Here is a 14,080-nt window from a genome sequence, read left to right as displayed (position 1 = left end):
GCATAATAAGCCAATAAAAGTAAAGTTAGAGTATGAGAGTAGATAAATTTTTAAAAAATTCAAGAATTATAAAAAGACGACAAGTTGCTAAGGAAGCTTGTGAAAATGAACGTGTAAAGATAAATGACAAGGTTGCTAAGCCAGGAACTGAAGTTCGTAAGGGTGATGTTATAGAAATCACCTTTGGTAAATCAGTCCTAAAAGTGAGGGTTCTTGACCTAATCGAAGGCGCAAAAAAAACTACAGCAGATGGAATGTATGAGGTAATAGATGGCTAAAAATAGAAGAAGGGCGAGGAAAGATTCCTACCTTTCTAAAAGAAAACAAAGAAATAAAAGATTTTTAAGGATTGCAGCAGGACTTGTAGTACTAGCAAGCCTGGGATTTTTCTATCTTAATTCGGCTATGAATAAGGAACATAAAGATATGAATAAGGATATTATTTCAGGTCAAAAAAAGCTTGAAGATATCAAAACTGAGATAGATGAGCTTAAGAATGATTATGAGATGAGAAACACTGACGATTTTAAGGAAAAAGTTGCAAAAGAAAAACTTGGCATGGTAAAAAAGGGCGAGGAAGATAAGGATAAAGCAGAAGAAAATTCTGTAATTAAGCCTGTAAACCCTAACCAAGAAGGCCAAACAAATCCTGATGGCCAAGCAAACCAGGCCACTGATGAAAATGGTCTAGCAAATCAAAATAATAATCAAAACTCAAATCCAAATGCTAATCAAAACACAAATCCAAATGAAAACCAAGGAACAAATCAAGAGACAAATGAAAATGGAAGATAGGATTTACAAGGCCCTTGTTGAAAACAAATTAATAAGCGAGGGGGATACTGTAATTGTTGGTGCCAGTGGTGGACCTGATAGCCAGTTTATGATCCATATCTTAAATAAATTTAGAAAAGACCTGGGCTTTGACATGGTCCTTGCCCACTTAAACCATCTTCACAGGGAGGAGTCAGATAAAGACGAAGACCTGGTCAGGAAAACTGCTGAAGAACTCGGTTTGGAATTTTTTTCTAGGTCAAGGTCCATGGACGATTTGGCTAAAGAACTTAAGATTTCTCCAGAAGATGCGGGACGACGCTTACGCTATGAGTTTTTTAATGATTTAGCAAAAAAATATCCATTAAGCAAGATTGCCGTGGCCCACAATAAGGACGACCAGGCGGAAACGGTCCTTATGAGGATAGTCAGAGGAACAGGCCTAGATGGCCTTAGGGCTATGGATTATAAAACAGGCAATATTATTAGGCCTATTTTAGGTATAAAAAAGAGCCAAATCCTTGAGTATCTAGATGAGAATAATATCCCTTATGCCATAGACCATACAAACTTTGAAAACGATTATACAAGAAATAAGGTAAGGCTTGATATAATTCCAATCCTAGAGGAAATAAATCCAAATGTGATTGACTCGGTATTTAAATTATCAGAACTTGCTAGGGATGACCTAGAAATCTTAGATACGATTGTAGACGATAAATTTAAGGAAATGGCAAGAGTAAGCCAGGGTGAAATCGCCTTTGATAAGGAAAAGTTTGACAAAACAGACCCTTCTCTTTTAAGGAGAATCCTAAGAAAGGCAGTAGAAAATCTGAAAGGCCAAATAAAAGACTTGTCTAAAGAAAATCTTGATGATTTTTTAAAAATTAGAGATTTAGATACCGGAAAAGTCCTAATAAAAGATGACTTAAGCCTTAGAAAATCATATGATTCCTATATCTTAGAAGAAATTACAAATGAGGAAAAAAATCAATCTGAGAAAAATTTAGGAGACCAAGAGACGATTTTTTATAATGGATTTTATATAAAAACAAGTATAATTAATAGTGACAAATACGAAAAAGATAAAAATCTAGGGTATTTTGACTATGACCTGCTGGATTTTCCTCTAAAGGTGAGGACAAGACGTCCTGGTGACAGGTTTGTGCCATTGGGCCATAAGAGCGAAAAAAAGCTCAAAGACTTCTTATCTGACCAAAAAATTGACAGGAAAAGGCGAGATGAGCTTCCCCTAATCTTGTCAAAGGATAAAATAATTTGGCTGGCTCCTTTGAGGATGAGCGATGAATTTAAGGTCACAGGTGCTACAAAAAAAATACTAAAAATCGAGGTTTATGATGAAAATTGACAAAGATAATCTGATTGAAAAAGTCTTAATAGACGAAGAAAGTCTTAATCTAAAGATTAAACAATTAGCCAAGACTTTAAATGACAACTACGCCGACAAGGATGAGCTAATTTTAGTTTGTATCCTCAAGGGCTCTGTGATGTTTATGGCGGAACTTGCCAAATATTTGAATGTTAAAACAAAGATGGAGTTTATGTCAGTTTCATCTTATGAAGACAATACATATTCTTCAGGTAATGTAAAAATTTTAATGGACCTTGATATAGATATAAAAGATAAGGAAGTTTTGATTGTAGAAGACATTATTGATACTGGTTTTACCTTAAAGAAAATCAAAGAAACTCTCCTAAAAAGAGAGCCAAAAGACCTTAAAATAATTACCCTTCTCGATAAGCCTGAAAGACGTGAAGTTGAAATAAAACCAGACTTTACAGGTTTTAAGATTCCAAATGAATTTGTGGTTGGTTTTGGTCTTGACTACAATCAATTATATAGGAATCTCAATTATATTGGGGTAGTAAAAAGATCAGTTTATGAAGATATAGAAGAGATGAAATAGGTCATTAGACCTATTTTATTTGCTAAGATAAAAGGGAGAGAAAAATGCAAGGATTTGACAAAATTATACTTATATTATATGGGGCAATTACAGTATTTTTTATCTATAGGCTTTTTAAACAGGCAAAAGATAAGAAATTGTTAGGAGAAAATGCCCAAGGCTTTAAAAAACCAATTTCATCTATGGAAATGATTTTATTTTCAATTCTTTTGGTAGTTGGTGGGGTAAACTTTTTTAATGGTTATAAATTAAATGACAGAAATTCTATGATGACAGCAGTTGTTATGGTAGTTTTGGCCTTTGTATTTATGATTTTTTCCCTCAGCAAATTATATATAGCTGAAGAAGGCATGGTCCTAAATTCAGGTTTTATAACATTCAAAGACCTTAAAAAATGGGGATTTGATACTAATAGGGGTGAGCTAGTCATGGCCATAAAAAAAGACAAAAATACTACTCGTGAGACTGTAAAAGTTAGAAAAGAAGACATAGAAGAAATAAACGACCTTATAAGAAAGTACAAACTAGGCAAATAAGCTTGAAAAAACAGCCCTCTAACCGTATCATATAAGAGTTAAATTAAGCAAAGGATGAATATATGTTACTGGTTATAGATATTGGAAATACAACCACCGTTATAGGTGTTTATGAAAAAGAAAATTTAAAGGCTAGATTTAGAGTGGCAACTGACTTGAAAAGCACCAGCGATCAATTGGTTGCTACTTTATTTAATATGTTTATGATCCACCATATAGATATCAAAGATATTGAAGATACAATGATTTCATGCGTTGTACCGGACGTCTTATATAATTGGGAATCAGCTAATAGGAAACTTTTATGCAAGGAAGCAAAGATTGTAACCTCTGATACATACACAGGAATAACAATCGATTATGAAAACCCAAGCGAGGTTGGTGCAGATAGGATTGTAGATGCAGTTGCAGCCTACGAAAAATACGGTGGACCTTCTGTAGTTGTTGACATGGGTACAGCTATAACCGTTGATGTAGTCACATCGGATGGGAGGTATCTTGGTGGAGTCATTGCTCCTGGTATTAAAATTGCCCAAGACGGACTTTTTGGCAAAACTGCTAAGCTTCCAAAAATCGAGCTTAAACAGCCAACCACAGCCATCACCGAATCAACCTCAGATGCCATTAATGCCGGAATAGTAATCGGATACATCGGCATGATTGACAAACTCATTGAAACAATTGAAGATGAAATTGTAGAAAGAGTGGGTGTTAATAAGAGCGAAATAAATGTCATCGCAACAGGCGGTTTTTCGGAATTAATTTCCCAATCTAGCAAGTATATAAACACCATAGAGCCAGATCTCATGCTTGAAGGCCTAAGGATAATTTATGAGCGAAACCTTGACAGGTAAGGAAATTATGCTTGCACCCCTGGCGGGTGTGACAGACACTGCTTTTAGGATTGTTTGTGAAAAAAATGGCTGTGATAAGACCTTTACGGAGATGGTTTCAGTTAATGCCTTAGCCTTTGACAACAGGGCCACAGCAGATATCATGTTTATATCTGACCTAGAAAAAAACACCAATATTCAAATTTTTGGCTCAGATATAGACAAGATAAAAAAAGTTGTAGAGGAAAAAATAAATCCTCTTACCAATATCAAAGAAATATCCTTTAATATGGGTTGTCCTGCTCCAAAAATTTTCAATAATGGAGAAGGTTCTGCCCTCCTAAAAAATCCCCACCAAGTCTATAAGATTACCAAGGCCTTGAGGGAATCAACTGATAAAATAATTAACATCAAATACCGCTTAGGTGTTGATGATGAATCTATAAATTATATTGAAAATGGCCAGGCCATGGAAGAGGGGGGTGCAGATTATTTAATCCTCCACGCAAGGACTAGAAAGGCAATGTATTCGGGCCATGCAGATTGGCAGGCTATAAAGAAATTAAAGGATGCTGTAAATATACCAGTAATAGCAAACGGAGATATATTCACTCCGGAAGATTTTATAAAAGCAATGGAGATAACAGGAGCTGATGGGGCGATGATTGCCAGGGGCGCTATGGGAAATCCCTTCATCTTTCGCTACATCAAGGAATACCTGGAAAAAGGCTACTATGAAAAAGTTTCATTTGATGAAATTATTTCTCAAATAAAAGAGCATTACGAATTGGCCCTTAAGTTTAAGGACGAAAGGCTAGTTATAAATCAAATGCGTAAACATGTTGGATGGTACATCAAGGGTCTTTATATGTCGAGTGAATACAGGGACAGGGTTAATAAGATCCATACTAGTGAGGAGATATTTGACCTCCTAGATGAATATAGAAAAATTTTAGGTGATTATAATGACTGAGAAAAAAGAAGTAATATTAACTAAGGAAAAACTAGAAAAATTAGAGGACGAATTAGAGTATTTAAAAACCAAGAAGCGTCCAGAAATGGCAGAAAAAATCAAGATAGCAAGAAGCTTTGGCGACCTTTCTGAAAATGCTGATTACGATGAGGCAAAGAATGAACAAGGTGAAGTAGAATCAAGAATCATGAAAATTGAAGACATGATTAGAAACGCCAAGACTATCGAGGTTGTAGAAAATGCGGACGTAGTTGGTGTAGGTAACACTGTTAGCCTTTACGATGAAGAATTTAAGGAAGATGTTGAATACAAAATCGTAGGAACAGCTGAATCAAACCCACTTGAAGGGTATATTTCTAATGAATCTCCAGTTGGAGAAGCAATCATAGGCCACAAGGTAGGTGACAGGGTAGAAGTAGACACACCTAATGGCAAGATGTATTTTGTTATAAAAAATATTAAGTAAGGAGAAAAAATGGCTGATAATATTCAAGATTTAAATGAAATGCTTAAGATTAGAAGGGAAAAACTTCACGAACTTAAGGAAGAGGGCAAAGACCCACACCGCATAGTTAATTTTAAAAACAGAATTAGTTCTAAAGAAATCAAGGATAACTTTGAAAAATATGAAGACCAAACTGTAAGGGTAGCCGGAAGAATCCTTGCTAAGAGAGGCCATGGTAACATGAGCTTTATGGATGTCCAAGATGATCTTGGCCAAATCCAAGTTGTAAACCGTAAAAATGTTATCGGCGAGGACTTTAAATACATCAAGAAATATGACATTGGTGATATAATCGGTGTTGAAGGAAAGGTATTTAAGACTAACCAAGGCGAAATTTCTATAGAAGTGGCTGAATCAAACCTTTTAACCAAGGCCCTTCAAATGCTACCAGAAAAATGGCACGGTCTAAAAGACCCAGACCTTAGATATAGACAAAGATATATAGATTTAATTGTAAATCCTGAAGTAAAAGAAGTTTTTGTACAAAGATCAAAGATAATTTCTGCAATCAGAGAATTTTTGGACAACAGAGGCTTCCTTGAAGTTGAAACTCCAATCCTAAATACTATCGCAGGTGGAGCGACAGCCCGTCCATTTATTACCCACCACAATACCCTAGATATTGATATGTACTTAAGAATTGCCAACGAACTTTATCTAAAAAGGCTAATCGTGGGTGGTTTTGACAGGGTATATGAAATTGGTAGGATGTTTAGAAATGAAGGAATGGACGCAACCCATAACCCAGAATACACCGCAATGGAATTATATCAAGCCTACGGCGACTATGAAGATATGATGGAAATCACTGAAAACATGGTAGAGCACGTTGCTAAAAAGGTAAAAGGCACAACTGTCGTTGAATTTGACGGGGAAAAAATCGAACTTAAGGCACCATGGAAGAGAATTCCAATGATTGAAGCTGTTAAGGAATATTCTGGCGTAGACTTTAATGAAATTAAAACTGATGAAGAAGCGAAAGCTATCGCTAAGGAAAAGGGTGTAGAAGTTAAGGAAACAAGAGGAGAAATTATCGCAGAATTCTTTGATGAATTTGTTGAAGATAAGCTAATCCAACCAACCTTTATTACTGATTATCCAGTAGAAATATCACCACTAGCTAAAAGAAAGAACGACGATAGGTCTTTAACATACAGGTTTGAAGCCTTTATATCTGGAGCAGAAATCGGAAACGCCTTCTCAGAACTAAATGATGCAGAAGACCAAAGAGCAAGATTTGAAGACCAAGTTAGAAAAAGAGAATCAGGCGATGATGAAGCTCAAATGATGGACTACGACTTTGTAAATGCCCTAGAAGTAGGTCTTCCTCCAACAGGTGGACTTGGAATTGGTATCGATAGACTAATCATGATCCTAACCGGCCAACACTCAATCAGAGACGTCCTTCTATTCCCAACAATGAAGCCAATAGGCAAAGAAAAGTCAGAAAATAGAGATTCGTCAAAAGAAACTTACGACAAACTTACGACAGAAAAAATCGACTTTTCAAAAGTGAAAGTAGAGCCACTATTTGAAGACGTGGTAGACTTTGAAACTTTCTCAAAATCTGATTTTAGAGTTGTAAAAGTAAAATCTTGTGAAGAAGTTCCAAAATCAAAAAAACTTTTGAAATTTACATTAGATGATGGTTCTGAAAAAGAAAGAGTTATTTTATCTGGTATTAAGGAATATTACAGTGCAGAGAGCTTAATTGGAAAGACACTACTTGCGATTTGTAATCTTCCTCCACGTAAGATGATGGGAATCGACTCAGAAGGTATGATTATATCTGCAATTTGTGAGTACGACGGAGAAGAAAAACTTAACTTAATAATGTTGGATAATAATATTCCAGCAGGATCAAAATTATATTAAAAGAACACGCTAATTATTAAACTGGGGTTTGTTATAAATCCCAGTTTAATTTTTATATTAAGCAAGATACTACGGTATTAAACGTAATTTCTACTTTAGACCTATATAACACATCAGAAACAAGATCAAATCAAAAATCTTTTGGTCTAAATTATCAAAAAACTAGCAAGGAACTTATGAGCCAAGATGAAATAACTGTAATGGATGGTGGTAAGTGTATATACCAGCTAAGAGGAGTAAGACCTTTCTTGTCTGATAAATTCGATATTACAAAACATAAGAATTATAAGTTATTGGAAGACTATGATAAGAAGAATTTATTTGATGTGGAAGAGTTTTTGAAAAACAGAGATAAAATAAAAATAAACAGAAACAGTTTAATTACAAGATTATGAATTAAGCTTAGGATAAAGATATTTTTGGTATAATATCTATATATAAACCATGGAGGTAGGCATATGAGGTCTTATGAAAGTAAGGAAGAATTAAAGAATGAGATAAAGAAAACTTTTGAAAAATATATTTCAGAGTTTGACAATATACCAGAAGAACTAAAAGATAAAAGACTAGAAGAAGTTGATAGGACACCAGCAGAAAATATTGCCTATCAAGTAGGTTGGACAACTTTACTCTTAAAATGGGAAGAAGATGAGAAAAAAGGTATAGATGTTAAAACACCATCTGATAAATTTAAGTGGAATCAACTTGGAGAATTATATAAGTGGTTCACTGATACCTATGCTAATAAATCGTTAAAGGAACTAAAAGAACAACTCACAAAAAATATAGAAGATATTTATCTTTTGATAGATGAATTAACAGATGAAGAATTATTTAAACCACATATGAGAAAATGGGCAGATGAAGCAACCAAAACTGCTACTTGGGAAGTATATAAATTTATTCATGTAAATACAGTAGCGCCATTTGGAACATTTAGGACTAAGATTAGGAAATGGAAGAAATTAGTTCTATAGATAGAAAAGTATAAATAAGTTTACTTAGGAGGATTTTATGGCAGTTGCAAATATCAAAGTTACATTAAATTGCCCAATAGAAAAAGTATGGGATAAAGTTACTGACCTTCGTGATTTTGGTTGGAGAAGTGATATCAAAGATATCAAAATTATTGATGATAAGAATTTTGTAGAGATTACAAAAGATGGGATAGAAACAAATTTTAAAGTTATAGAATGTACGAAACATCAATGCTGGTCTTTTGAAATTGAAAACGCAAATATAAAAGGAACTTGGATAGGAAAATTTTATTCGAATGGAGATAAAACAACATTAGATTTTATAGAAAATATTATTTCTAAAAAATTTATATTTAAACCTTTTGTAGGACTATATTTAAGAAACCAACAAAAACTGTATTTTAAAGATTTGAAGGAAGTACTTAATTGTGAAGAAGCAAGTCATGTTCAAGTGTTATGAAAATAATGAAATAGATAAATTGGAGTAGCCTATTCATATATTTAGATCTTTTCGAAAGGATAAAACAATGATAGAAAGTAGACTTAAGTTTGATAAAATCACATCGTTTGATGAGTTTAATAAATACTATTGGTATCGTGAAGAACTTTCACAGATATGCAAGTTATTAGGATTAGAATATAGAGGTACAAAACAAGAACTCACTTATATTATTGAGCAGTACTTTAAGGGGGATGTGATTAAAAAGTCATCAATAAAAAACATAAAGAAACAAGTTGATTATATTACTTTAGATATGCCTTTACTTGAGTGTGGATTTTCCTTTAATTCAAAATTCAGAGAATATTTTTCTGTTGTAACAGGTGTTTTGCCTTTTAAATTTACTGCAGATATGGTAACGGCTTGGAGAAAAGTAAAAAGACAAAATGATTTGAGTTTTACAATTCAAGATATGCTCAAAGTTTATTATGGAAAATCAGATTATGCTAAGTATGATAATTCTGTTTGTCAATGGAATCAATTTTTAAAGGATTTTTGTGCAGACGAAAATAGCTGTAACTACTCTAATAAAATACAAGTAGCTGCAATTCTTTGGAAAGAAGTCAGAGATTCAAAAAACAAAAAAGTTTATTCACGAAAACTTATAAAAAAATATGAGGATAAAATAGAAGACTATCACAAGTAAACAGAAACTATTTTTTTGAATGAAAAAAATTAATTCAGATAGATGTTAGGCGATAGAAATTAAAAACTCTATCGTCTTTTTTTATTACAAGAAAGGAGTTTTGCATGAAAAAATTAGAACAAATCAGAAAAGAATCAAAAGAAATAAAAAATAAAATTGACGATACAGAAGAAAGATTAAGGCAACTAAAAAATCAAGAAAAAAAGATATTAAAACAAGACATAGAAAAAAAAAGAAAAGAAAGAACACATAGGCTCATAACAAGAAGACCAATCTTAGAAAGCCTTATAGAAAATGCAGAAGAACTAACAGATGAAGAAATAAAAATCCTACTAGAAGAAGCAATAAAGACAAAAGAATTTAAAGAAACACTAAAACTAATGAGAGAAAATTAATAAAAATAAAGGGTGTTGTAAATAATCAAATCTCCCTTAGATTTTCTAAGGGCGCAATTATACACCCTAAAGGGTGCTTGCGTGCCTTTAGAGCCAAACCCTTGCAGCGACCAACAACCATTCGCTTTCTAAAAGTCAAGGGTAAATAAACTCGCTAACGCTCGCCCTTGACTTTTAAAATTTGCAATAAAAATAAAAGACCTCTACAAAAAAGGACAACTAGAAAATATAAGCATAGATCAAAGCGACCTCAAAGACTTAAAAAAAGAACTAAACAAACTTGGAGTAAAGTTTTCAGTAATGAAAAACAAAGAAAACCAAAACTATGAAATATTCTTCCAAGCCAAAGACATAAAAGTAATGGAATATGCTTTTAAACAAGTCATAGCCAAGGAAAATAAAAAAGAAAAAGAAAGTATCCTAAAACAAATAAAGAAATACAAAGACCTATCCAATAAAAAGTATTACATGAAGAGGTAAGTCTGTTTCTAAATGATGAGGAGGAGAAGAAAAAGCTGAAACAAAAGGGTTTGTATAAGAAAACAAGTGAAAAGTCACATGGTCAAATAGAGATACGAGAGTATTATCATACTGAAGAAATAAAATGGATAGCTTGTAAAAACGAATGGAAAGGATTAAAAAGCGTTGGAATGGAGGAAAAAACTATACTAAAGGAAGGAGAGAAGAAGAAAGAATATAGATACTATATAAGCAGTTTGAAAGAAGATATAGATTTATTTTCAAGGGCAGTGAGAGGCCATTGGAGCGTAGAAAGTATGCATTGGTATCTAGATGTAACATTTAAAGAAGATGCAAACAGAACACTGGATAAGAGGGCAGCTGAGAACCTGAATATTATTAGGAAGTGGTGTCTAAGCATATTAAAAATGGTGGAGATATTCCGTCCTAAATTATCAATGAAAAAGAAAAGATTTGTTATTAGTATGAATCCTTCAGAATTTTTAGAGCAAGTACTGGATTTTTAAAAAAGACTATTTTTGTCAAAAGGGGAATATAACATTTCATGCGTACGTCCTGAGCTGAGTGAAATTTGGCTTGACAATACAGGGCATAGGAAATATAATTGATATCGATTATCACATACAAATTTAAAGTAGATCAGTTCTTAACTTTATTTTGGTGTTAAAAGGTTTTATGATATCAAAAGATATTTACTATTAATTATAAGGGTTGGATAAATGGGGAAAGGTTTATTTAAGAATAAAAAATTATGCATATTGGTTCTCTCTGTATCGCTATTGCTTTTAATACTAACTTTTATTTGTTTAGGAAGATATCCGGTTAGCCCCTATAAAGCATTTATGATTATATACAAAACAATAACCGGAGATATTAGCGGCTTAGATGTACATGAAGCTAGTGTAGTAATTGACATAAGACTACCTAGAATACTTATGGGAGTTTTAGTTGGTGCAGGGCTATCACTGGCAGGAGTAGCATATCAAAATGTTTTTTCAAACCCTTTAGTTAGCCCGGACTTACTAGGGGTGTCTTCAGGAGCAGGTTTTGGGGCAGCTATATCTATATTATTATCCCAAGACATGATAGTGACTCAGTATGTTTCTTTGTTTTTGGGGCTTTTAGCAGTTTATATAGTTTTAAACCTATCCAGAGTAAAAAGATGTACAGATTTGTATGTGTTAGTTTTATCCGGAGTAATTGTAAAGTCACTATTTGATGCTTTAATATCATTTATTAAATATATAGCAGATCCGGAAGATAAGCTTCCAACTATCACTATGTGGTTGATGGGAAGTTTAGCAAGTGTATCCTATAGAGACCTTGTTATTTGTTCAATAATAATAATACCTTGTATTATCGGCTTCTTTCTATTAAGGTGGAAATTGAATCTTTTATCTTTAGATTCTGATGAGGCTAGGTCTTTAGGAATTAATGTAAAAAAATTACGTATTGGAGTTATCTTATTATCAACATTGATAACTGCAACTACAGTTTCTGTATGTGGAATTATAGGATGGATAGGTTTAATAATTCCCCATTTGGCGAGAATGGTTATCGGAAATGATAATAGGTACCTTATTCCAACTTGTTGTGTTATGGGATCAATTTATTTATTACTGATAGATACCCTTGCAAGAGCAGCTACAAGCAATGAAATTCCTATTTCGATATTAACAGCTATTATAGGTGCGCCATTATTCATAACTATGCTTAGAAAAAATTCAGGAGAAAGAAGATGATACTCCAAGTTAAAAAAGGTACTTTTTCATATGGTAAGAGAAAAATTTTAAAAGATATTTCATTTGATTTAAAAGAAGAAGAAGTAATGTCCATTCTTGGACCCAATGGGGTGGGTAAAACTACTTTATTAAGGTGTCTTATGGGGTTTTTAAAATGGGACACGGGAAAAGCCTTATTGTTCGGCAAAGATATAAATGAATATGCAGAAAAAGAATTATGGGAAAACTTAAGTTACGTTCCTCAAGTTAAGAAAAGTGTGTTTAGTTATGGGGTTTTAGAAATGGTTGTGATGGGTTTAGACAAGGAAAACAGTTTTTTCCATATGCCTACGAAGCAAGATTATGATAAAGCTTATGAAACTTTAAAAGAATTAGGAGTTGAAAAGCTATCAAATAGGTACTGTGATGAACTATCCGGAGGAGAGCTTCAAATGGTTATGATTGCAAGAGCTCTTGTTTCTAATCCAAAACTTCTTATTTTAGATGAACCGGAGTCAAACCTGGATATGAAGAATCAAATTAGAATCATAGAGGCAATTAAACATATAAATGTAAATAAAAAATCTGCTTGCATAATAAACACTCATTTTCCTAGTCATGCATTGCAGATATCTGACAAAACTTTGTTTATCGGTAATGACTACAAAACAACTTTTGATAGAAGTTCGAAAGCCATTACTGAAGATAACTTACAAAAGTATTTTCAGATTAAAGCTAAAATTTTAAACTTTCAAGCAGAAGAAGTTGAATACAAAACAATAGCACCATATAAAACCATAGAGAACTGTTAAAAGGAGGTTAATGATTGGAATATAGAAAATTAGGATCTACAGACATACAAATTTCAAGGATATCTATGGGAAGTCATCACTTAAAGAATCCAGAAGATATAGATAAACATGCAGAAAATTTCTTGTATGCATATGAACAAGGAATAAATTTTTTTGAAACCAGCGATACTTATGGAAATAATTGTTCAGAACTTATATTAGGTGCAGCCATAAAAGAAATGAAGAAGCAAAAAAAACCATTTTATATTATGTCAAAGACACATGCCGGAGATTCTAAAACATTTCGAAAAAATCTTGAAAATACTTTGAAGAATTTAGGAATAAGTTGTATTGACTCCTTTACTTGTCTTTGGGGTATAAAATCTTTTGAAGAATGGAGAGGAGCTAAAAACTATGGAGCTATAAGAGAGATGGAAAAAGCAAGAGAAGAAGGACTTATTAAGCATATTACTTTTTCTTCACACTTACAAAATAAAGAACTAATTGAGATGATTGGGGAGTATAAATTTGATTATAGTTTACAGGGCTTTAATATAATTAATTCCAAATACAGATTAAAAGGAATAATGAAGACTCATGAAAAAGATATAGGGACAATAGCTATGAATCCACTGGCAACAGGAGACTTGTTGCTTTATGAAGATATATTTAACGCTATTCGTATAAAAGAAGACCAAACTTTGGTTCAGGCGGCATATGCGTATATTCTGTCATTTCCTTTTATAGATTCTGTACTGGGAACCTTTAATTCAAAAAATGAAATTAATGAAGCTATTAAAACCCTATATCAAGAACCTTACTCAGCTAAAGAAAGGAGTGAACAAGAAGGAAAATTAAAAGAAAGAATTAATCAAGTTGATTTAGAAAGAAAGATAGAAGTTGGTAAAGCTCTTAGACAAAGACCTCATATATTAAGAGAAGAAGTTGCAGATTTGTTTGGAGTTTATCCACTAAGTGTATAATTTTCAAAGGAGGAAGAATGAATAAAAGGATTAGTTTATTATTCATTTTAGCTTTAGCCTTAATTTTAAGGTTCTATAATAAATCGTGTTGGTAGAAGTAAATGAAACTTCTGTCAGCACGATTTTTTAGTAAAAAAAGAAGACATATTTAATCATTTACCCTA

The 14,080-nt window shown here is 32.8% G+C and carries 17 protein-coding genes and 2 pseudogenes; all 19 read left to right on the top strand.

Annotated features, from left to right (window positions below):
• Window positions 1-32: 32 nt before the first annotated feature.
• The 19 genes and pseudogenes from J2Z38_RS06900 (at window position 33) to J2Z38_RS06810 (ending at window position 13,916) form a co-directional block, all read left to right on the top strand.
• Window positions 33-278: an RNA-binding S4 domain-containing protein gene (locus J2Z38_RS06900; protein WP_209774203.1), complete on the top strand. Its 246-nt coding sequence runs from the start codon at window positions 33-35 to the stop codon at window positions 276-278.
• On the top strand, window positions 271-795 hold the full coding sequence (locus J2Z38_RS06895; RefSeq protein ID WP_209774201.1) for an FtsB family cell division protein: 525 nt from the start codon (window positions 271-273) through the stop codon (window positions 793-795). The genes J2Z38_RS06900 and J2Z38_RS06895 overlap by 8 nt, the downstream gene beginning before the upstream one ends.
• Window positions 779-2,143, top strand: coding sequence for a tRNA lysidine(34) synthetase TilS (gene tilS, locus J2Z38_RS06890; RefSeq protein ID WP_209774199.1), 1,365 nt, complete (start codon window positions 779-781; stop codon window positions 2,141-2,143). Before J2Z38_RS06895 ends, tilS begins: the two co-directional genes overlap by 17 nt.
• Window positions 2,133-2,702: a hypoxanthine phosphoribosyltransferase gene (hpt, locus tag J2Z38_RS06885; protein WP_209774193.1), complete on the top strand. Its 570-nt coding sequence runs from the start codon at window positions 2,133-2,135 to the stop codon at window positions 2,700-2,702. The genes tilS and hpt overlap by 11 nt, the downstream gene beginning before the upstream one ends.
• Window positions 2,703-2,746: 44 nt before the next feature.
• The gene (locus J2Z38_RS06880) at window positions 2,747-3,238 is read left to right on the top strand and encodes a DUF5673 domain-containing protein (protein WP_209774188.1); all 492 of its coding nucleotides are present in this window, start codon (window positions 2,747-2,749) and stop codon (window positions 3,236-3,238) included.
• Window positions 3,239-3,300: 62 nt separating this feature from the next.
• Window positions 3,301-4,092: a type III pantothenate kinase gene (locus tag J2Z38_RS06875; RefSeq protein ID WP_209774186.1), complete on the top strand. Its 792-nt coding sequence runs from the start codon at window positions 3,301-3,303 to the stop codon at window positions 4,090-4,092.
• Complete coding sequence (gene dusB, locus J2Z38_RS06870; RefSeq protein ID WP_209774184.1) at window positions 4,070-5,044, top strand: tRNA dihydrouridine synthase DusB; 975 nt, start codon at window positions 4,070-4,072, stop codon at window positions 5,042-5,044. The genes J2Z38_RS06875 and dusB overlap by 23 nt, the downstream gene beginning before the upstream one ends.
• Complete coding sequence (gene greA, locus J2Z38_RS06865) at window positions 5,037-5,510, top strand: transcription elongation factor GreA (protein ID WP_209774183.1); 474 nt, start codon at window positions 5,037-5,039, stop codon at window positions 5,508-5,510. Before dusB ends, greA begins: the two co-directional genes overlap by 8 nt.
• Window positions 5,511-5,519: 9 nt before the next feature.
• Window positions 5,520-7,424, top strand: coding sequence for a lysine--tRNA ligase (gene lysS / locus J2Z38_RS06860; RefSeq protein WP_209774181.1), 1,905 nt, complete (start codon window positions 5,520-5,522; stop codon window positions 7,422-7,424).
• A gap of 92 nt (window positions 7,425-7,516) precedes the next feature.
• Window positions 7,517-7,819, top strand: a pseudogene (locus tag J2Z38_RS06855) (VirD4-like conjugal transfer protein, CD1115 family); the annotation flags it as partial.
• A gap of 63 nt (window positions 7,820-7,882) precedes the next feature.
• Complete coding sequence (locus J2Z38_RS06850; RefSeq protein ID WP_006308940.1) at window positions 7,883-8,401, top strand: ClbS/DfsB family four-helix bundle protein; 519 nt, start codon at window positions 7,883-7,885, stop codon at window positions 8,399-8,401.
• Window positions 8,402-8,438: 37 nt separating this feature from the next.
• Entirely contained in the window at window positions 8,439-8,861 is a 423-nt protein-coding gene (locus tag J2Z38_RS06845) for a polyketide cyclase (RefSeq protein ID WP_209774175.1), read from the top strand.
• A 67-nt stretch (window positions 8,862-8,928) separates the two neighbouring features.
• The gene (locus J2Z38_RS06840; RefSeq protein WP_209774174.1) at window positions 8,929-9,546 is read left to right on the top strand and encodes an SAP domain-containing protein; all 618 of its coding nucleotides are present in this window, start codon (window positions 8,929-8,931) and stop codon (window positions 9,544-9,546) included.
• A gap of 104 nt (window positions 9,547-9,650) precedes the next feature.
• Window positions 9,651-9,941: a DUF3847 domain-containing protein gene (locus J2Z38_RS06835; RefSeq protein ID WP_209774172.1), complete on the top strand. Its 291-nt coding sequence runs from the start codon at window positions 9,651-9,653 to the stop codon at window positions 9,939-9,941.
• A 186-nt stretch (window positions 9,942-10,127) separates the two neighbouring features.
• A pseudogene (locus J2Z38_RS06830) lies at window positions 10,128-10,403 on the top strand (DUF3801 domain-containing protein); the annotation flags it as partial.
• Between the two features lie 20 nt (window positions 10,404-10,423).
• On the top strand, window positions 10,424-10,927 hold the full coding sequence (locus J2Z38_RS06825; protein ID WP_037328356.1) for an ISAs1 family transposase: 504 nt from the start codon (window positions 10,424-10,426) through the stop codon (window positions 10,925-10,927).
• 213 nt (window positions 10,928-11,140) lie between these two features.
• Window positions 11,141-12,163, top strand: coding sequence for a FecCD family ABC transporter permease (locus J2Z38_RS06820; protein ID WP_209774170.1), 1,023 nt, complete (start codon window positions 11,141-11,143; stop codon window positions 12,161-12,163).
• Window positions 12,160-12,954, top strand: coding sequence for an ABC transporter ATP-binding protein (locus tag J2Z38_RS06815; protein ID WP_209774168.1), 795 nt, complete (start codon window positions 12,160-12,162; stop codon window positions 12,952-12,954). The genes J2Z38_RS06820 and J2Z38_RS06815 overlap by 4 nt, the downstream gene beginning before the upstream one ends.
• 14 nt (window positions 12,955-12,968) lie before the next feature.
• Window positions 12,969-13,916 carry an aldo/keto reductase gene (locus tag J2Z38_RS06810; protein ID WP_209774167.1) on the top strand — a complete coding sequence of 316 codons (948 nt, stop codon included), beginning with the start codon at window positions 12,969-12,971 and terminating at the stop codon, window positions 13,914-13,916.
• Window positions 13,917-14,080: the final 164 nt, after the last annotated feature.

Source organism: Anaerococcus degeneri, from assembly GCF_017874475.1.
Lineage (GTDB): Bacteria > Bacillota > Clostridia > Tissierellales > Peptoniphilaceae > Anaerococcus > Anaerococcus degeneri.
This window is presented reverse-complemented; position numbering and strand designations above follow the sequence as displayed.